Genomic DNA, 20,129 nt, shown 5'->3' with positions numbered 1-20,129 from the left:
GCGTCTGAAAGTCTGCATAAATGCTAGACTTTTAGACGCTGTTTTCTATATAGACCCTCATGATGCTTTCGCATCACCAACTGAGAATGAAAATTAAACTTTGTTTTTGCTTATTTTTTCAATATTTTGATAGTCTGTTTCAATAATTAGGTAAACTAACTATTTTTTGATTAATTTACCTTTCAGCTCGCCAAAGTTTATTTTCAGAATAGATATGATGGAAATGATATTTATTACTACTATAAATTTAGAAAAAATGAGGATGAAAACGAGATAACTATAATTAGAGAAGAGGGTAAAAAGGAAATATATGTATGGGAAAATAGGGCTTTCAATAAATTATAGAAATCATAGATGATTTTATTAATGTTGTTATAGAGATTTAGACTGGGCAGGTCTAATCTTTATTTCAAAGTAAAATATAACTTCATGTATGCTTGAATTCTATAAATTAGAAAAAATAAGTTGTAGCTTTAAAAAATAGCAATAATCGTATGTTTTGTGGTGATAAATGGAGATACTGAAACAGGAAAAAGATAATTTAATTGCCTTTTCTATGTGTGTTCAAATTTAAGTTTATTCTCTGAGTAGTAGAAAATGTAATCAGATTACTAATTTTGGAACTTAACTAGCATAGTTTTCAGATGATATTGATTGGTTAAATACTGAATATATAATGGTTATGTCTTACTATAAACTAGGTGATTATGAGAATGCTTTATATTGGTTGAGGCTATATGATTCAAGTGATGAAGAAATCATTGAACTTCAAAGAGTAATAAGAAGAAAACTGAGTGAACAGGATAAGAATTAATTATAAGTGGGTCTCTCTTTCATTTGATATTGAAGGAGAGACCCAATTTGTGCAGATATTTAGTTATGACAAGTTAGGGAATCGAATACAGAAGATTTCTCCTGAAGGAACAGTTACCTACAAGTATGACTATGCAAATAGATTGAGCCAGGTACTATTTGATGATGGAACAGAGGTCAGGTATGGCTATGATGCTTTAGGGAGGAGAATAAAAAGAGAGGAGAGTTACTGGCATACATCGAATCAATTAAGATGGGAGAAGACGGTGTATGTATATGATGGTAATAGACTTTTGGCAGAATATGATCAGCATGGTGGAGGTATTCAACCATTAGCAGAATATTTTACCGGTAATGGCAATATTATTGCCAGGAAGATGTATGGTTATCATGATAGGAAACTTAAGGGTTATCAGCCTAATACAAGAGGGTTTTTATTCTTCTACCATCATGATGTAAACAGGAATGTGATGGATATAACTGATAGATCAGGTAACAGTCTGTTTAAGTACAGGTATGATGCTTTTGGGGAAGTTTATGCAGGGGTGATGGAGCCATACAATCGTCATGGATTGACAGAGAAGTTTTATGATACAAAGGTAAAATTGTATCATTTCAAAGCAAGAGACTATGATCCAGTGACAGGTCAATGGATTCAGAGAGATCGTTATAGGGGTCGTTTAAGTGATCCACGAACCCTACATGGATATATGTATGCATATCAGAATCCTGTAAGGTTTGAAGATCCATTGGGGTATGATATCGACGTTTCTGTTACAGATCCGATAGAGCCAGTAGTAGGAATTCCTGAAGATCCAGAAGCAGGAATACGGGATATGTTGGATGATTTAGATGAACTGATTAATGAAAGTGGAAAGATATATGGATTTGGATCTCAGGGAGAAGAGGTAAAAGAAATTCAGACGATACTTAATGAAGGGTTTGGAAAGGATGTCAAAGTAGATGGCATATATGGTCAGGAGACTAAGATGGCAGTAGAGGAAGTCCAGGCTGAGTTAGGAGTTACAGTAGTTGGTATTGTTGGCCAGGAGACTTTAGAAACAATGAGGATGAAGTTGAATTCAAAACAAGAGGAAACTTTAGAAATTATCGATAAAGAAGTTGAAAAAGCAGTAGAAGAAGTGGATAGCATGTTGAATCCGGAATTACAAATAAAGAGAATAAATAATGATATTGGATTTACTACAGCTGCAGGTATTAAAGATGGATTAGACATACCTGTGATAAGAATTGATAGACAGAAGCAGGAAGAATATATGCAAGAATTTGAAAAATATTTTGACATTGAATACCACTATAAGACAATGGATAAATATAGAGAAGATCCAGATAGTGTTTCTGACCAGGATTTACAGATGGCGATTAGTTATGTCAGTATATATGGTGAGAATACCAATATTCAAAAATATAAGGATGAAGAACTTAATAGATTTGACCGTGAAATAATTGCCTGGACAAATTATTTTAATGATAGATGGAATGAGAAGTCTAAATATGAAATTGAACCATTGGATCCAAGTCTGGTTAAGGCGTTAATTGCACGTGAAAATCGTAATTTTGTTCCGGATCTTGAGGAGTATGGTGGGCCAGGAAGAGGTTTGATGCAATTGGAAGAAGGTAGGTCTATAGATGAATTACGGACTTTAAAGCCATTACCAGTAAACGTTAAAGATTGGTCAGATGTAAATCAAAATATAGCTGGCGGAATTAGATGGCTATTTGGCAAGGTTGCTCATGTAAAATGGAATAGTGAATATAATACAAAATGGTATAAAAAGAATAAGAAATATCGGCTCTCCGTCAAATGTTGTGAAAGATAAGTTGGCTCCGTTGAATTGATTGGTAAATTGATTTTGAAATAAACATTTAAATTTAATAACTTAACATTGCATTAAATACTCTTCTCCTTAGATTCATAACATTTGGAACACCATATCCAATCCTTTTGATCAATTTAATCTTGTTATTGATACCCTCAGCAAAGCCATTGGTTATCTTAGTCTTAAAATAATTTAGTATTTTTTCTTCCCATCTTTGTATTATCTTTTTTACCTGGTAAAAAGGCATCAGCTTGCTTTTTATTACTTCTTTATACCACCTTTTTAGAGCTCTGGTGGCTTCTTTCACATTATCTAGCTGCAATAGGTCTCTGAATTCCTCTTTTAATTCCCAGGCCTTTTCTAGAGCTGGACTGAGTTCAAATAATTTGATGAGCTTTTCATGTTCTTCATCTGTCAATTCTTCAGCTCGTTTTTGGAGTAATAAACGACTTTGAAAAAACTTTCTTCTCTGATGATTATTTACTGTTTGTTGAACTTGTTTTCTAACTTCATCAAGGGCTCTGTTCATTAAAGTTACAAGATGAAATTTATCTATAACAATTTTTGCATGAGTAAATGCTGCATCTGCTACTGCTTTGAACGGCCGCCACATATCCATAGAGATCGATTGAATCTGTCGTCTTTGTTCATCTTCCCAACAATTAAAGTAGTCAATTAAATCATCCTTTTTGCGAGTAGGTAAAATGTCAATTAACTCCCGATTAATTGGATCTGTAATGCTAACTCCATATTTATGGCGTTTTAAAACTGCAAATTCATCGATACTGATGGCTTTTAATTGACTAAGTTTTGAAACTTGTTGTTTAATGAGAGGGTCAACTACTTTTTTAACTGCATTATTAACAGCTGTATAACTTAACCCGTTTTCTCTAGCAACTTTAGAATAATCCTTGCTGACAGTTTCTTTAGCAAGATATTTATCAAAGCGTTTGGTATTACGGGCATATTTATCAATACTTTCATATTTTTCAGGGATACCCCTCTTATGACAATAAGGACAACGATATCTTTTCTTTAGAAGTCTAATGATTACTAGTTTACCTCTTATGGGGATGTCTCTAATATTTTGCCATTTTGTATCATGGATTTTATTAGTGATATTACCACACTGAGGACACACAATGTGATTTTTCTTTGCTTCAGCGATAAAAATATATCTGTCCTCCGTTGAAATAATTTCAGTTGCAATAATGTCTGGCAAATCAAGAAATTTTATGATATTATTATATTGCATTTGCTGGACTCCTTTCTTTGGTTTTTAGTTCGCAACTAATTAATTCAACGGAGCCAGCAAATGCCTTTTTATTTTTTATAATTTTTTCTTCACAACATTAATTATAGACCCGAAATATCTAAAAAAAGGTACCGATTATTATAAGACAGAGTGGTTTGGGCCAGTATTGGCATATAATGGATCAGGTGAAAAAGCCTTCAATTATGCAAAAAGAGTTTTTGAAGCATATAAATATGGTACTGACCCACAACCTCCTTATTCTGAGAATGCATTATTTTAATGATGTAAGCAATAAGTAATTTATGGATTATATAGAAAGATTAATGAAGGGGGTGAATTGATTTAATTAATAATAAAAAATTAAATTGGTAGTGATTGACAGGATGTTGGTTTTAGCCAGGATATAGAGAAATTCATGTCAATCACTACCAATGTTTCTATTGATAGGATGTTTTAAAGTAATAAATTTAGCTTTATTCAGAAAGGAATTTATTAAGAAAATTTAATATATTTAACAGTTTTGTTAGAATTAGGTTCACAGAAATAAACAGAGATTAGAATTATCTGTTATGAAAGAAAATATATTTTTAGTTGGAAGATATCTGAAAAAGAAGAATAAGGAGAAAAAGAATTATGACTAATTTCTATAAAGGATTCTGTAAGATAAATCCGATTTTAGAAAGAATTGGTTTTAAAACTACCTTGACAACAATTTAAAAAACTTTAGAAGGAAGAAATTTTTAATTTACAATGTTTTCAGTTATAAAACTTTGCTTAATTATATGCGAGGAGGTTTTACAAATGAAATTTAAAGTAATTATCTTTTTTCTTGCACTGTTGGTTATAGTTACAGTACCGGTGAATGCTTTACAATCATATTATGAATTATTTTGGACAAATTCAGACAGTAGTTTTGCAGTTGGAAATTACGAGGATAGAAAACTATTGTTTACGGTAGGACTTTCTAAATTTCCTGATGATTTATCACCTGATGGATATACTTTTAATCTTTATGAATTAAGTTTTCAAAATATAAAAAAAATAGAGATTGATTGGAGTTCTATACCAGAGTTTGACGGTTATATTTTAGCTAGGTTTTGTGATTTCGATCAAGATGGAAGTGATGAATTATTTATTGTAAGGAATTTTGAAGATTTATTTTTAGGAGAAATATATATTTATAAAATTCAGTTGGAGAAAGGAAAAGCAAATTTGATATGGAATGAAGACATTCCAGGTCGTGTGTTGGATGCGATTAAATTAGACAATCATAATTTGCTGGTTCAGGTAGAAAATGTAAGTGATTCGTATATGTATGTTTTTGGATATGATGAAGGTGGTATAAAAAAGAAATGGGAGTTAATGTATGAAGATGATATTAGAGATTTTTTACACAAAAGATTTATGATAGTTGATGAAAGAAAAATTTATGTAGAAACAAAATATGGTGAATGGAAGCACATGCAAATAGTCAATAATGAGATTGCTTTTCCAGAATCTTCAAAGGAATTATTAATTGATCCGGAAATATTTGAAGAATTAAATAGGTATGAATTTATCGGATTAGTAAATCTAGATGATGATGAAGAACTGGAGACGGTAAAAAAAGTGGAAGATGGTTTGGAGCATATTTATTTAATATATGGCATTAAATCAGGGCGTGAGAAATTCCGTATAAAACTTTCTTTTTGGAATGAAATTGGTGGATATATTTCCTCTAAATGCGGAGTTGAGCCAAGAATCCTATTGACCAATGGTTATGCAATATTTTGGGAAGAAGGGAGATATGTTTATAAACCATGGATAGAAGAATTGAGTTTGAGTTATACTGATGATGTTTTTATACATGATTTTGTAAATGAAGATATTGATAATGATGGATTGTTAGAAACAATGTTTTTACGCGAAAATACGAATTTAAGTGATGAAGTTTATAAGGTTGAATTTTGGATGATTAAATATTGAGTACAGATAGGCTGTTGACAAGTTTAAAAGGTCAACAGCTATTTTTGTTAGTCTATCATGTTTGCTGAGCTGATGGGCTGAAAAAACCCTGTCGCCTAACCAGCGGGAAGACAACCTGTAAGCAAGGGCATTATTGGTAACGGTGGGGTCTGAAGGAAGCTGAAGGGGGAATCTGGAACACAATGAAAGTGAACCGGGGGTAGTTTTATACGGTTTGATATAGGGGAGAATTGATAACTCCTCAGAGTCAGAATTTATATATCTATGATTAAACTGCAAAAAGCTAATTTTGAGTGCCATAGAAATTTTTCGTTAAACCATCTTAGTGAGATTTCAGTCGAAATAAAGCCTCATCACAGGAGGTGATGAGCTAATCAAGGGCCAGGAGGGCCCGTTGATTAGTGTGCCTTATTTCGACTGAAATCGAACTTTAGATGGTTCGAAAAATTTCTTTTGGAGCGAAAAATTAGCTTTTTGCAGTAAAATCTTAAGTATGTTAATATAAAAAGACTATGCCTGTCAGGGAGTATAACCCTGCGGGCATATTTTTTGTTTTTGGAGGTTTTTGATGTTATGGTTTAGGTACTATTTGATGATGGAACAGAGGTTAAGTATAGCTATGATGCTTTAGGAAGGAGAATAAAAAGAGAGGAGAGTTATTGGCATACATCGAATCAATTAAGATGGGAAAAGACGGTGTATGTATATGATGGTAATAGACTTTTTGGCAGAATATGATCAGCATGGTGGAGGTATTCAGCCATTAGCAGAATATTTTTCCGGTAATGGCAATATTATTGCCAGGAAGATGTATGGTTATCATGATAGGAAACTTAATGGTTATCAGCCTAATACAAGAGGGTTTTTATTCTTCTTCCATCATGATGTAAACAGGAATGTGATGGATATAACTGATAGATCAGGCAACAGTCTATTTAAGTACAGGTATGATGCTTTTGGGGAAGTTTATGCAGGGGTGATGGAGCCATACAATCATCATGGATTGACAGAGAAGTTTTATGATACAAAGGTAAAATTGTATCATTTCAAAGCAAGAGACTATGATCCAGTGACAGGTCAATGGATTCAGAGAGATCGTTACAGGGGTCGTTTAAGTGACCCCCGAACCCTACATGGATATATGTATGTATATCAGAATCCTGTGAGATTTGAAGATCCATTGGGGTATGATATCGACGTTTCTGTTACAGATCCGATAGAGCCAGTAGTAGGAATTCCTGAAGATCCAGAAGCAGGAATACGGGATATGTTGGATGATTTAGATGAACTGATTAATGAAAGTGGAAAGATATATGGCTTTGGATCTCAGGGAGAAGAGGTAAAAGAAATTCAGACGATACTTAATGAAGGGTTTGGAAAGGATGTCAAAGTAGATGGCATATATGGTCAGGAGACTAAGATGGCAGTAGAGGAAGTCCAGGCTGAGTTAGGAGTTACAGTAGTTGGTATTGTTGGCCAGGAGACTTTAGAAACAATGAGGATAAAGTTGAATTCAAAACAAGAGGAAACTTTAGAAATTATCGATAAAGAAGTTGAAAAAGCAGTAGAAGAAGTGGATAGCATGTTGAATCCGGAATTACAAATAAAGAGAATAAATAATGATATTGGATTTACTACAGCTGCAGGTATTAAAGATGGATTAGACATACCTGTGATAAAAATTGATAGACAGAAGCAGGAAGAAAATATGCAAGAATTTGAAAAATATTTTGACATTGAATACCACTATAAGACAATGGATAAATATATAGAAGATCCAGATAGTGTTTCTGACCAAGATTTACAGATGGCGATTATTTATGTCAGTATATATGGTGAGAATACCAATATTCAAAAATATAAGGATGAAGAACTTAATAGATTTGACCGTGAAATAATTGCCTGGACAAATTATTTTAATGATAGATGGAATAAGAAATCTAAATATAAAATAGAACCATTAGATCCAAGTCTGGTTAAGGCATTAATTGCACGTGAAAATCGTAATTTTGTTCCGAATCTTGAGGAGTATAATGGGCCAGGAAGAGGTTTGATGCAATTAGAAGTAGGAAAAGGTAGGTCTATAGATGAATTACGGAATCTAAAAATATTACTAGTAAACGTTAAAGACTGGTCAGATGTAAATCAGAATATAGCTGGTGGAATTAGATGGTTATATGAGAAGGTTGGTCATGTTAGTTGGTGTAAAAGTAAATATGATCAAGAGCTAGAAGGTAATCCAGGATATGAATGGTATAAAAATAATGTAGAAAAAATTGAAGAGGGGATTAAAAAATATGGAACAGAGTGGTTTGGACCGGTATTAGCATATAATGGAACAGGGGAAAGAGCCTGGGATTATGCAGAAAGAGTTTTTGAAGCATATAAATATGGTACTGACCCACAACCGCCTTATGAAAAGAATAAATTGTTTTAAGGGGAGGTATTGAAAAGTGAATGTAAAAGTAAGTATTATCTTGATTGTGATGGTTTTTATATTTGTCCCGTCAATATATGCAATGCAATTATATTCGGAACCATTCTGGGCAAATTCGGTTCATGGTTTTGCAATAGGTACTTATGGAGACATTAAACTTTTATTGACAGTAAATATTTCTAAATCTTCTGACGATTTATTGCCAGATAGTTTTAATTTAAAGCTCTACAAAATAACTTTTGGAGGTATAGAACCAATAGAAATTGATTGGATAGATATGCCGAAGTGGAAGGGAGAATATTCTGGATGTTCTTCAGTATTTTGTGATTTTGATGGAGATGAAAAAGATGAAATATTTGTTATAAGAACAGAAGATGTAGAGAATAGTGAAATTTATGTTTATAAAATATTTTTAGAGGAAAAAAGGATAGAAAAAATATGGAGTGAAGAAGTTCCGGGTGATGTTTGTGGTAAAATTAAATTAGATGAACATAATTTGCTTATACAGGTTGGTAATATAATGGAAGATTATTTATTTATACTTGGATATAAAGATGGACAGATAATTAAGAAGTGGGAAATGAAAAGTTCGTATGGAGAGTATCTTGAATCACAATTTGTTGTTGTAGATAATTCAAATATTTATGTAAGAGTTGGTGAAAATAAGTGGAAAAAACTACAGATTATCAATGATGAAATTGTTTTTTTAACACCACCTGAGGAGGTACTAAAATATCTTGATACAAAGTCTATTGGAACATTAAATTTAAATGGTGATAATGAATTAGAGACTATAAAACAAATATGGGATAGACGGGTACGTACCTATATAATTTATGGTATAGATTCTGGTAGAGAGAAATTCCGTATTAAACTTCCTGATGATAATGGAATTTTGAGAGGAGTATTTGTGCAATCAGATTCTTTTCCAAAAATAATCTTAAGTAATGGATACTCTATATTCTGGGAGAATGGACAATTTGTTTATAAACCATGGATAGAAGAATTTGATAATAGTGGTGATTTTAAGATTTGGAATCTTGTAAATGCTGATCTTGATGATGATGGAAGGGATGAATATATATTTTTACGTAGAAGAAAGAATCAGAGTAATGAACCATATAACATTAAGATTTGGATGGTAAAATATTAGAAATTGAAGGGGCTGTCCCAAAAGTCCCTTTATAACCCCCAAAAGTAAATATTAAAAGAAAGGTGTTGTCCGAATTTTTATAAAGACAACACCTTTCTTTTATGGTAAAATATAAATATGAAGAGGAAAAACCATAATAAAAAGACATTTATTGAATATAATATGAATCAGACAATGTTGCCTTTGAGTTTTGATGTGTTTATTCCTGAGAATCATTTAGTAAGGGTGGTAAATTCAGCTATAGAAAGGATGAATATTGAACCCCTGCTTGAAAAATATAAAGGTGGGGGTAGAAGCAGCTACCATCCGAAAATGATGCTTAAGGTTATAGTATATGCCTATACTCAGAGAATATATTCATCAAGACGGATTGCCAAGGCACTTCGGGAAAATATTTATTTTATGTGGCTTAGTGGTAACAATAAACCTGATTTTCGGACGATAAACCGATTCAGATCAGAGATCATGAAAGATGTTATTGATGAGGTATTTACATCAGTATTGGAACTTCTTATAGAAGAAGGATATGTAAAGTTAGAGAATTACTTTTTAGATGGTACAAAAATAGAAGCTAATGCAAACAAATATAGCTTTGTCTGGGGAAAAGCGACAAAGAAGTACAAAGCAAGGCTCAGGGCAAAAATTAATGAACTTTTAAAAGAGATTGAGAAAACCAACGAAGAAGAGAATAGATTGTATGGGGATAATGATCTGGAGGAGATGGGTGAAGGAAAAGAAATAGATTCAAAGAAACTCGAAGAAAAAATTAAGGAACTTGAAGAACGTCTAGAAAAGAACTCCAAAAATAGAAAGTTGAAAAAAACAATTAAAGAACTTAAGAGCAAATATCTTCCCAGAATGAAAAAATATGAGCAACAGGAAGAGATTTTAAATGGACGAAACAGTTATTCTAAAACAGATACTGATGCAACTTTTATGAGAATGAAAGAAGACCACATGAAAAATGGGCAATTGAAGCCCGCATATAATGTTCAGATAGGTACAGAGAATCAGTTTGTAGTTGGTTATAGTATTCATCAAAGGCCGGCAGATTCAAGATGCTTAATACCTCATTTAGAAAAAGTAAAAGAAATTACAGGTAAGATTCCGGAGAATGTGATAGCTGATTCAGGTTATGGTAGTGAGGAAAATTATGATTACTTAGAGAAAGCTAATACTAATATTTATGTTAAGTATAATACTTTTCATAAAGAACAAAAGAAGAAGTTTAAAAATGATATATTTAAAGTAGAAAACTGGCCGTATGATAAAGAAAACGACGAGTTTATTTGTCCTGTTCAAAGAAGACTCATTTACTGTAAGACAAAAGAAATTAAGACTGAAAATGGATATACTAAACAAATTAGATATTACAAATGCGAAAATTGTGATGGGTGTGAGTTAAAAGAAAATTGTACCAGGGCCAAAGGTGATCGAGTAATAAGAATAAATTTTAAATTACGTGAATATAAGCAAAAGGTAAAGGAAAACCTTTGTTCCGATAAAGGTATGAAACTCCGTTCTCAAAGAGCAATTGAAGCGGAATCTGTCTTTGGAAGGATCAAAGGCAATTGGTCATTCAGGAGATTTCTGCTTCGTGGCCTTGAGAAAGTAAAAATTGAATGGGGTTTACTGTGTATAGCCCATAACCTGGCTAAACTGGCAACAGTATAGAATGTCAGGTATGGGTTTTTATTTTCTTAACAGAAAAATTTTCAATGAATTTGAAATGAACAATGAAAAAAGGGGCCATGCCCAAAAGTAATCAATTACTTTTGGGACAGCCCCTTTTTGGTTTTTCCGGCATGTTTGCTGAGCTGATGGACTGGAAGAAGTCCTGTTATCTAACCAGTGGGAAGACAACCCGTAAACAAGGGCGTCACTGGTAACGGTGGGATCTGAAAGAAGCTGAAAGGGGAAGTTGGAACATAATGAAAGTGAACCGGAGTTAATTCTATGGTAACTTAATTGAGAAAGGTAATCAGTTTACGGTAAAAGTAGATGAGAGTGTAGAATTTATCAAGGATACACGGTAAGAAACAGGTTAAAGGCGGTATATCGGAATAGTAAACTACAGGCTAAGTTTATCTATGATGCAGATGGAAACAGGATTTGCTCTGAAACAGAAGAGGAAGGTAATATCAATTATGAATTCAATTATGCAGGTGCTAGCATTTCAAAAGGGAAGAAAGCAAGTTTCATTTATGTTCATGATAGACAGATTGCGAGAATAGGAGGAATAGTTGGAAGTGATGCAGAAATTGTATATTATCGCCATGATAATCCTGGTTCAACTTGATTCATGACAGATGGTAAAGGTCAGGTAGTCTGGAAACAGGATTAGAAACAGGATTATATGCTGTTTGGTGAAGACTTGTATAAGCCAGGAACAAGTGAGTAGATTTTGCTATAGAAGCTAAATATAAGTTTATAGGGCAGAGGCATATTACAGAAGACATTTATAAGGGAGAATTGATAATTCCTCAGAGTCAGAATTTATATATCTATGATTAAACTGCAAAAAGCTAATTTTGAGCGCCATAGAAATTTTTCGTTAAACCATCTTAGTGAGATTTCAGTCGAAATAAAGCCTCATCACAGGAAGTGATGAGCTAATCAAGGGCCAGGAGGGCCCTTTGATTAGGAAGCCTTATTTCGGCGGAAATCGAGCTTTAGATGGTTCGAAAAATTTCTCAAGGAGCGAAAAATTAGCTTTTTGCAGTTTAGCCTTTATATTAGTTGAAGCAATATGATTCAAGTAATGAAGAATTAATTGAACTCCAAAGAGTAATAGAGAGAAAATTGAGTGAACAGGATAAGAATTAATTATCAGTGGGTCTCTCTTTCATTTGATATTGAAGGAGAGACCCAATTTGTGTAGATATTTAGTTTGATAAGTTAGGGAATCGCTAATATAGAAGATTTCTCCTGAAGGAACAGTTACCTACAAGTATGACTATGCAAATAGATTGAGCCAGGTACTATTTGATGATGGAACAGAGGTTAAGTATAGCTATGATGCTTTAGGGAGGAGAGTAAAAAGAGAGGAGAGTTACTGGCATACATCGAATCAATTAAGATGGGAGAAGACGGTGTATGTATATGATGGTAATAGACTTTTTGGCAGAATATGATCAGCATGGTGGAGGTATTCAACCATTAGCAGAATATTTTACCGGTAATGGCAATATTATTGCCAGGAAGATGTATGGTTATCATGATAGGAAACTTAAGGGTTATCAGCCCAATACAAGAGGGTTTTTATTCTTTTACCATCATGATGTAAACAGGAATGTGATGGATATAACTGATAGATCAGGTAACAGTCTATTTAAGTACAGGTATGATGCTTTTGGAGAAGTTTATGCAGGAGTGATGGAGCCATACAATCATCATGGATTGACAGAGAAGTTTTATGATACAAAGGTAAAATTGTATCACTTCAAAGCAAGAGATTATGATCCAGTGATAGGTCAGTGGATTCAGAGAGATCGTTACAGAGGTCGTTTAAGCGATCCACGAACCCTACATGGATATATGTATGCATATCAGAATCCGGTAAGATTTGAAGATCCATTGGGGTATGATATCGACGTTTCTGTTACAGATCCGATAGAGCCAGTAGTAGGAATTCCTGAAGATCCAGAAGCAGGAATACGGGATATGTTGGATGATTTAGGTGAACTGATTAATGAAAGTGGAAAGATATATGGATTTGGATCTCAGGGAGAAGAGGTAAAAGAAATTCAGACGATACTTAATGAGGGGTTTGGAAAGGATGTCAAAGTAGATGGCATATATGGTCAGGAGACTAAAATGGCAGTAGAGGAAGTCCAGGCTGAGTTAGGAGTTACAGTAGTTGGTATTGTTGGCCAGGAGACTTTAGAAGCGATGAAAAAAGCAGTAGAAGAAGTGGATAGCATGTTGAATCCGGAATTGCAAATAAGGGGAATAAATAATGATATTGGATTTAATACAGCTGCAGGTATTAAAGATGGATTAGACATACCTGTGATAAAAATTGATAGACAGAAGCAGGAAGAAAATATGCAAGAATTTGAAAAATATTTTGACATTGAATACCACTATAAGACAATGGATAAATATATAGAAGATCCAGATAGTGTTTCTGACCAGGATTTACAGATGGCGATTAGTTATGTCAGTATATATGGTGAGAATACTAATATTCAAAAATATAAGGATGAAGAACTTAATAGGTTTGACCGTGAAATAGTTGCCTGGACAAATTACTTTAATGATAGATGGAATGAGAAGTCTAGCTATGAAATTGAACCATTGGATCCAAGTTTGGTTAAGGCATTGATTGCACGTGAAAATCGTAATTTTGTCCCGAATCTTAAGGAGGATGGTGGGCCAGGAAGAGGTTTGATGCAATTAGAAGAAGGCAGGTCTATAGATGAATTACGGAATCTAAAAATATTACTAGTAAACGTTAAAGACTGGTCAGATGTAAATCAAAATATAGCTGGTGGAATTAGATGGTTATATAAGAAGGTTGAACATGTTGGTTGGTGCAAAGATGTGTTTAGAAAAAAGAAAAAAAAGAGTCCAGGGTATAAATGGTATAAAAGAAATGAAAAGAAAATTAAAGAGGGCGTTAAGAAATATGGAACAGAGTGGTTTGGACCGGTATTAGCATATAATGGAACAGGGGAAAGAGCCTGGGATTATGTAGAAAGAGTTTTTGAGGCATATAAATATGGTACTGATCCACAACCGCCTTATGAAAAGAATAAATTATTTTAAGAGGAGGTTTGGAAAGGTGAATGTGAAAGTGAGTATTATCTTGATTATGATAGTTTTCTTATCTACACCGTCTATATATGCAATGCAATTATATTCAGAACCATTCTGGGCAAGTCCGGTTAATGGTTTTGCAGTAGGTACTTATGGAGATATTAAACTTTTATTGACAGTAAATATTTCTAAATCTCCTGACGATTTATTGCCAGACAGTTTTAATTTAAAACTCCACAAAATAACTTTTGGAGGTATAGAGCCAATAGAAATTGACTGGATAGATATGCCGGAGTGGAAGGGAGAATATCCTGGATGTTCTTCAGTATTTTGTGATTTTGATGGAGATGGAAAAGATGAAATATTTGTTATAAGAACAGAAGATGTAGAGAATAGTGAAATTTATGTTTATAAAATATTTTTAGAGAAAAAGAGGATAGAAAAAATATGGAGTGAAGAAGTTTCGGGTGTTGTTTGTGATACAATTAAATTAGATGAACATAATTTGCTTATACAGGTTGGTAATATAATGGAAGATTATTTATTTATACTTGGATATAAAAATGGGCAGATAATTAAGAAGTGGGAAATGAAAAGTTCGTATGGAGAGTTTCTTGAATCACAATTTGTTGTTGTAGATAATTCAAATATTTATGTAAGAGTTGGTGAAGATAAGTGGAAAGAATTACAGATTGTTAATGATGAAATTGTTTTTTTAATACCACCTGAGGAGGTACTAAAATATCTTGATACAGAGTCTATTGGAACATTAAATTTAAATGATGATAATGAATTAGAGACTATAAAAGAAATTTGGGATGATTTTGTGCATACCTACATAGTTTATGGTGTAGATTCGGGTAAGGAGAAATTCCGTATTAAACTTCCTGATGATAATGGAATTTTGAGAGGGGTATTTGTGCAATCAAATTCTTTTCCAAAAATAATCTTAAGTAATGGATACTCTATATTCTGGGAGAATGGGCAATTTGTTTATAAACCATGGATAGAAGAATTTGATAATAGTAGTGATTATGAAATTTGGAATCTTGTTAATGAGGATCTTGATAATGATGGACGGGATGAATATATATTTTTACGTGGGAAAGAGAATTTGAGTGATGAACCATCGAAGGTTAAGCTTTATATAGTAAAATATTAGGAATTAAGGCCTATGAAGAACTACCTTGTTAAAATGGGCAGATTAGGTTAGATTGATAAAAAACAGCGTTTGAAGACCTGCATAAATGTCAGGTTTTCAGATGCTGTTTTTTAATGTTTTATTGATTGAAAAGATAAATCCTTCAGGAGGGAAGTATAAATATGCATACAATTCAATGGATCAGATTGTAAAAGAGATAGATCCATTGGGTAGAGAGACTCACTATAGATATAATTTGCGGGGAGAACTTATAGAAGTCAAAGATCATTTAGGGAATGCAGTAACATACAAATATGACCCATTGGGACGGTTAGTAGAGAAAGTAGATAGGGCCGGTTATAAGACCGTTTTTGAATATGACCCGGCAGGAAATCTGATTGCTAAAGTAGATCCGAGAAGCTTTAAGTATGAATATCAATATGACCCACTTAACAGGTTGGTAAAAAAGGTTGACCCGAAAGGAAATGAAACCCGGTATAAATATGATGCTGTAGGAAACATTATTGAAGTTATTGATCCACTACAGCGGATAACCAGATATGAATATGATCCACTAGATAGGGTTACAAAGATTATAAATCCATTGGGAGATGAGAAGAAATTTTCTTACAACTGGGCCGGTAAAGTAACAGAAGTAATTGATTATAATGGTCAAAAGACAAAATATCAATATGATAAGCTCAATCGCCTGGTACAGATCATCAATCCAGCAGGTTATACCAAGAGCTATGCTTATGATCAATTGGATCGAATTATAGAAATGGTTGACTTCGGCGGTGAAAAGACCAGTTATAGCTATAACAGGGTAGGAGAATTGATTAAAAAGATTGATCCATTGGGTAATGAGACCTGCTGGGAATATAATGCTCTGGGACTACCGGTTAAAAAGATCAATGCAAGGGGTTATGCCTATAGGTATGAATATAACCTTGCAGGGGAGTTGATAAGTATCACAGATCCAATGGATTATAGGACAGAGTATCAATATACACCATTGGGTGATTTAGCAAAAGTTATCGACCCATTGGGTAATGTAACAGAATACGAATATGATGCCCGGCAACTTTTGGTAGCTAAAACAGATGCAATGGGATATAAGACAAGATATGAGTATGATCCAAACGGAAACCTGATGAATATGACAGTTTAAATCGTAAAATAGCAGAGATAAATGCTCTTGGTTATGTAACAGATTATCAGTATAATGCTGTAGGAAACCTGATTCAGGTCAAAGATCCGAAGGGGAATATAACAATCTATCAATATGATGAGCTTGATCGTTTGACAAAGATAATTGAGGCCAATGGTGGGGAGTATGAATATGAGTATGATAAGATAGGAAATCTGGTAAAAATCATTGACCCAATGGAGAATGTGAGAATGATGAGCTATAACTCTCTAAATAAACTCATAGAAGTAATCGATGCAATGGGATATACTACGGTATATCAATATGATCCAGAGGGAATGCTGACCAGGATTGTAGATGCCAATGGTTATACAAAAGAGTATCAATATGATGCTCTTGATCGATTGATTCTGGAGATAGACCTATTGGGGAATGAGACAAGATATGGCTATGACCCGGTAGGTAATTTGGCTTTTAAGATTGATGCAGAGGGTAGAAGGACGAGTTACACTTATGACCCGCTGGATAGGCTAATTCAAATTGAATATCAGACAGGAGAGAAAGAGAAATTTGAATATGATCCATTGGGTCGTATAATTCGAGCTGAAAGTCCAGAATTTGTACAGACATTCAGTTATGATAAGTTAGGGCGGAAGGTAAAGGCCAGAAATGAGACGTTGGGAACAGAGATTCAGTACAGTTATGATGCTGTAGGGAATTTAAAGACATTGACAACACCAAAAGGTTCAGTAATTTCCTATGAGTATGATGCTTTGAACAGATTAGTCAAGGCCAATCTACCGACGAATCATTATGCAGAATATGAGTATGATGCAAACAACAATTTGACACGTATGAAATATTCCAATGGAGTAGTGACAGAGTACAGTTATGATGAAATGAACCAGATAAAAAGCATAGTTACCCATGGCCCATATGGAGTTCTTTCAAGTTTTACTTATGAAAGGGATTTAGTAGGGAATATCTTAAAATGTACAGAAGAGGATGGGGCAGTGACTTTATACAGATATGATGCAAATTATCGATTAACAAAAGTAATTTATCCTGTAGAGAAGATTACAGCGATCAGGGACGTTCAGTTGATAACTCAACCTATAGGTGGAAATGAGAAAGAAAAAGGTAAGGGTAAAAATCAGAAGGATAATGATAATCAACCAGACCCGGCAGAAAATTTTGATTATCTGGCATTGCCATTTAATGTAGTGACTTATGAATATGATGCAGTAGGAAATATGATAAGAAAGAATCAGGATGGGGTAGAGACATTGTATCAATATAATGCAGCAAATCAGTTGATTCAGGCAGGGGATGTGAGATATATTTATGACAGGTTAGGGAATCGGATACAGAAGATTTCTCCTGAAGGAACAGTTACTTACAAGTATGATTATGCAAATAGATTGAGTCAGGTATTGTTTGATGATGGAACAGAGGTCAGGTATGGCTATGATGCTTTAGGGAGGAGAGTAAAAAGAGAGGAGAGTTACTGGCATACATCGAATCAATTGAGATGGGAGAAGACGGTGTATGTATATGATGGTAATAGACTTTTGGCAGAATATGATCAGCATGGTGGAGGCATTCAACCATTAGCAGAATATTTTTCCGGTAATGGCAATATTATTGCCAGGAAGATGTATGGTTATCATGATAGGAAACTTAAGGGTTATCAGCCCAATACAAGAGGATTTCTGTTTTTCTACCATCATGATGTAAACAGGAATGTGATGGATATAACTGATAGATCAGGTAACAGTCTATTTAAGTACAGGTATGGTGCTTTTGGAGAAGTTTATGCAGGAGTGATGGAGCCATACAATCATCATGGATTAACAGAGAAGTTTTATGATACGAAGGTAAAATTGTATCACTTCAAAGCAAGAGATTATGATCCAGTGACAGGTCAATGGATTCAGAGAGATCGTTACAGGGGTCGTTTAAGTGATCCCCGAACCCTACATGGATATATGTATGCATATCAGAATCCAGTAAGATTTGAAGATCCATTGGGGTATGATGTGCCATTGGCCAATGAAAACTTTCTAGATCCCCAAGCACCGATTCCACAAAATCCAGAGCCTTCATATTTAGACGAAGAGTTTGATAAGATGTTGAATAATTTAGAAGGTAAAATTCTTCGTAAAGGAGATAGAGGAGAGGATGTTAAAGATCTTCAAACTGTTCTAAATCAAGGATTTGGATACACCCTTTCTGTAGATGGTATATATGGTCAAAAGACAGAGGCTGCTGTAAAGGAAGTGCAGACTGAATTGGCAGTAACTGTGGATGGTATTTTTGGGTCTGAAACATTGGGAGCGATAAAAGAAAAATTAGGTTTAGAGCCAAAAAGGAATACAGGAGTGAATATAACAGATGTCATAAAAGGAGTTCAAGGAGATCCAAGAGTTATTGAAGCTCAGGCTTATCTTTCACTAATGGGATTTCCAATAGGAACTTCTGGTCCTAATCGGAATGGTGTCGATGGAAAAGTTGGACCTAAGAGTAAAGGAGCTATCAAAGCATTTCAAAAAATGATAGGGATTGAACCAAGTGGAGAATTTAATGATACTACTATATCAGCGATGAAGCGAACAGTAGGTTCGAATTTGACGATTCGTGATCTGGCTAAAGATGCTTATCAGAAAGGGGTTGAATTTGAAATTTCATCTAAATCAAGTAAAGCTGATTTTGTAAATGCTGTATATTATTATGCTATATTGGATGAAGAAAATACTGGTGTTCCTGCTGCAGTTACTACTGCCCAAGCTATTTTGGAATCTAATTATGGGCGAGCTGTACCAATAGATATGGATAATGATCAATATAGTTATAATTTATTTGGGATAAAAGGAGAGGGAACCGCTGGTTCTGTTATAATTTGGACACATGAAGAAGAAAGGGGTATTAAAGTTAAAGTCAAAGACAAATTTAGAGCTTACAATAATTTTGGAGAATCAATTAATGATCATAGTATGTTTTTGGTGAGAAATTCCAGATATGAATCACTTTTTGAAAGTAATGACCCTAAAGAATGGGCAAAAGGTTTACAGGAAGCTGGATATGCTACAGATTCAGATTATGCTGATAAATTAATTAGTGTTATAAAATCATGGGGATTAAAATAAGAAGGTATTTTAAATGAAGTTGAAGAGAGTGAAAAAAGAGTTGTTGGTTATTATATCTATCGTTTTTGTGCTGATACTTTCTTCATGTATAGTAATAGAAAAATATTATAGAGATGGAGGTGTGGGTAAGCGTTATATAAAATTTATTGAGCATTATAGTGGTTGGAAAGGATTTAAAGAAAAAGTAGACGAAATAATAAATGGTATTGAAGGTAAAATAATGCTTCAATTTTTAGAAGGAAATATTTTATCTAAAGAAGATAGAACTATGGTTAAAAATTCATTTTTAAATAAAATAAAAAAATAAATTTGGAGAGTATTAAATAAAAGAGGACATTTATATTGTTTAAAATGTTTTAGAAAAGAGGTGAAATGATAAAATGAATAAAAGAAATTAAAGATTGGAATATTGTTGCTTATATTTATTAATATAATATAAATAATATAAATAATAGTGTTTACCATGA

12 protein-coding genes are annotated in these 20,129 nt (G+C 33.5%); 11 read left to right on the top strand and 1 reads right to left on the bottom strand.

Annotated features, from left to right (window positions below; translation table 11 throughout):
• Positions 1–794 precede the first annotated feature (794 nt).
• On the top strand, positions 795–2,654 hold the full coding sequence (locus BBF96_RS12380) for an RHS repeat-associated core domain-containing protein (RefSeq protein ID WP_127017452.1): 1,860 nt from the start codon (positions 795–797) through the stop codon (positions 2,652–2,654).
• Positions 2,655–2,706: 52 nt separating this feature from the next.
• Here the strand turns inward: BBF96_RS12380 and BBF96_RS12375 are convergent, their stop codons facing one another.
• Positions 2,707–3,909, bottom strand: a complete 1,203-nt coding sequence (locus tag BBF96_RS12375) for an ISL3 family transposase (protein WP_127017451.1) — start codon at positions 3,907–3,909, stop codon at positions 2,707–2,709.
• Between the two features lie 801 nt (positions 3,910–4,710).
• Between BBF96_RS12375 and BBF96_RS12370 the strand changes: the two genes are divergently transcribed.
• The 10 genes from BBF96_RS12370 to BBF96_RS12320 all read left to right on the top strand — a co-directional run bounded on the left by BBF96_RS12370 (position 4,711) and on the right by BBF96_RS12320 (position 19,969).
• Complete coding sequence (locus BBF96_RS12370; RefSeq protein ID WP_127017450.1) at positions 4,711–5,874, top strand: hypothetical protein; 1,164 nt, start codon at positions 4,711–4,713, stop codon at positions 5,872–5,874.
• Between the two features lie 700 nt (positions 5,875–6,574).
• Positions 6,575–8,311, top strand: coding sequence for an RHS repeat-associated core domain-containing protein (locus BBF96_RS12360; RefSeq protein WP_127017449.1), 1,737 nt, complete (start codon positions 6,575–6,577; stop codon positions 8,309–8,311).
• Positions 8,312–8,327: 16 nt separating this feature from the next.
• Positions 8,328–9,464 (top strand): hypothetical protein, encoded by a 1,137-nt coding sequence (locus BBF96_RS12355; protein WP_127017448.1) that lies wholly within the window; start codon positions 8,328–8,330, stop codon positions 9,462–9,464.
• Between the two features lie 117 nt (positions 9,465–9,581).
• On the top strand, positions 9,582–11,138 hold the full coding sequence (locus BBF96_RS12350; protein WP_127017447.1) for an IS1182 family transposase: 1,557 nt from the start codon (positions 9,582–9,584) through the stop codon (positions 11,136–11,138).
• A gap of 77 nt (positions 11,139–11,215) precedes the next feature.
• Positions 11,216–11,353, top strand: a complete 138-nt coding sequence (locus BBF96_RS16475) for a hypothetical protein (protein ID WP_164731050.1) — start codon at positions 11,216–11,218, stop codon at positions 11,351–11,353.
• A gap of 1,207 nt (positions 11,354–12,560) precedes the next feature.
• On the top strand, positions 12,561–14,234 hold the full coding sequence (locus tag BBF96_RS12340; protein WP_127017445.1) for an RHS repeat-associated core domain-containing protein: 1,674 nt from the start codon (positions 12,561–12,563) through the stop codon (positions 14,232–14,234).
• Positions 14,235–14,250: 16 nt separating this feature from the next.
• Entirely contained in the window at positions 14,251–15,387 is a 1,137-nt protein-coding gene (locus tag BBF96_RS12335) for a hypothetical protein (protein ID WP_127017444.1), read from the top strand.
• An 85-nt stretch (positions 15,388–15,472) separates the two neighbouring features.
• Positions 15,473–16,537 carry an RHS repeat domain-containing protein gene (locus BBF96_RS12330; protein WP_127017443.1) on the top strand — a complete coding sequence of 355 codons (1,065 nt, stop codon included), beginning with the start codon at positions 15,473–15,475 and terminating at the stop codon, positions 16,535–16,537.
• A gap of 8 nt (positions 16,538–16,545) precedes the next feature.
• Positions 16,546–19,662 (top strand): glucosaminidase domain-containing protein, encoded by a 3,117-nt coding sequence (locus BBF96_RS12325; RefSeq protein ID WP_335876897.1) that lies wholly within the window; start codon positions 16,546–16,548, stop codon positions 19,660–19,662.
• 13 nt (positions 19,663–19,675) lie between these two features.
• The gene (locus BBF96_RS12320; RefSeq protein ID WP_127017441.1) at positions 19,676–19,969 is read left to right on the top strand and encodes a hypothetical protein; all 294 of its coding nucleotides are present in this window, start codon (positions 19,676–19,678) and stop codon (positions 19,967–19,969) included.
• Positions 19,970–20,129: the final 160 nt, after the last annotated feature.

The sequence above is a fragment of the Anoxybacter fermentans genome, from assembly GCF_003991135.1.
Classification (GTDB): domain Bacteria; phylum Bacillota; class Halanaerobiia; order DY22613; family DY22613; genus Anoxybacter; species Anoxybacter fermentans.
The sequence above is the reverse complement of the archived record's forward strand: the minus strand, read 5'-3'. Positions and strand labels throughout refer to the sequence as shown.

What these genes read in the sequence shown, in the direction of transcription:
- BBF96_RS12370 (WP_127017450.1), top strand. Translation starts at nt 4,711, where the DNA reads ATGAAATTTAAAGTAATTATCTTTTTTCTTGCACTGTTGGTTATAGTT.
- BBF96_RS12350 (WP_127017447.1), top strand. Translation starts at nt 9,582, where the DNA reads ATGAAGAGGAAAAACCATAATAAAAAGACATTTATTGAATATAATATG.
- BBF96_RS12320 (WP_127017441.1), top strand. Translation starts at nt 19,676, where the DNA reads ATGAAGTTGAAGAGAGTGAAAAAAGAGTTGTTGGTTATTATATCTATC.
- BBF96_RS12360 (WP_127017449.1), top strand. Translation starts at nt 6,575, where the DNA reads ATGTATATGATGGTAATAGACTTTTTGGCAGAATATGATCAGCATGGT.
- BBF96_RS12330 (WP_127017443.1), top strand. Translation starts at nt 15,473, where the DNA reads ATGTCAGGTTTTCAGATGCTGTTTTTTAATGTTTTATTGATTGAAAAG.
- BBF96_RS12340 (WP_127017445.1), top strand. Translation starts at nt 12,561, where the DNA reads ATGTATATGATGGTAATAGACTTTTTGGCAGAATATGATCAGCATGGT.
- BBF96_RS16475 (WP_164731050.1), top strand. Translation starts at nt 11,216, where the DNA reads ATGCCCAAAAGTAATCAATTACTTTTGGGACAGCCCCTTTTTGGTTTT.
- BBF96_RS12375 (WP_127017451.1), bottom strand. Translation starts at nt 3,909, where the DNA reads ATGCAATATAATAATATCATAAAATTTCTTGATTTGCCAGACATTATT.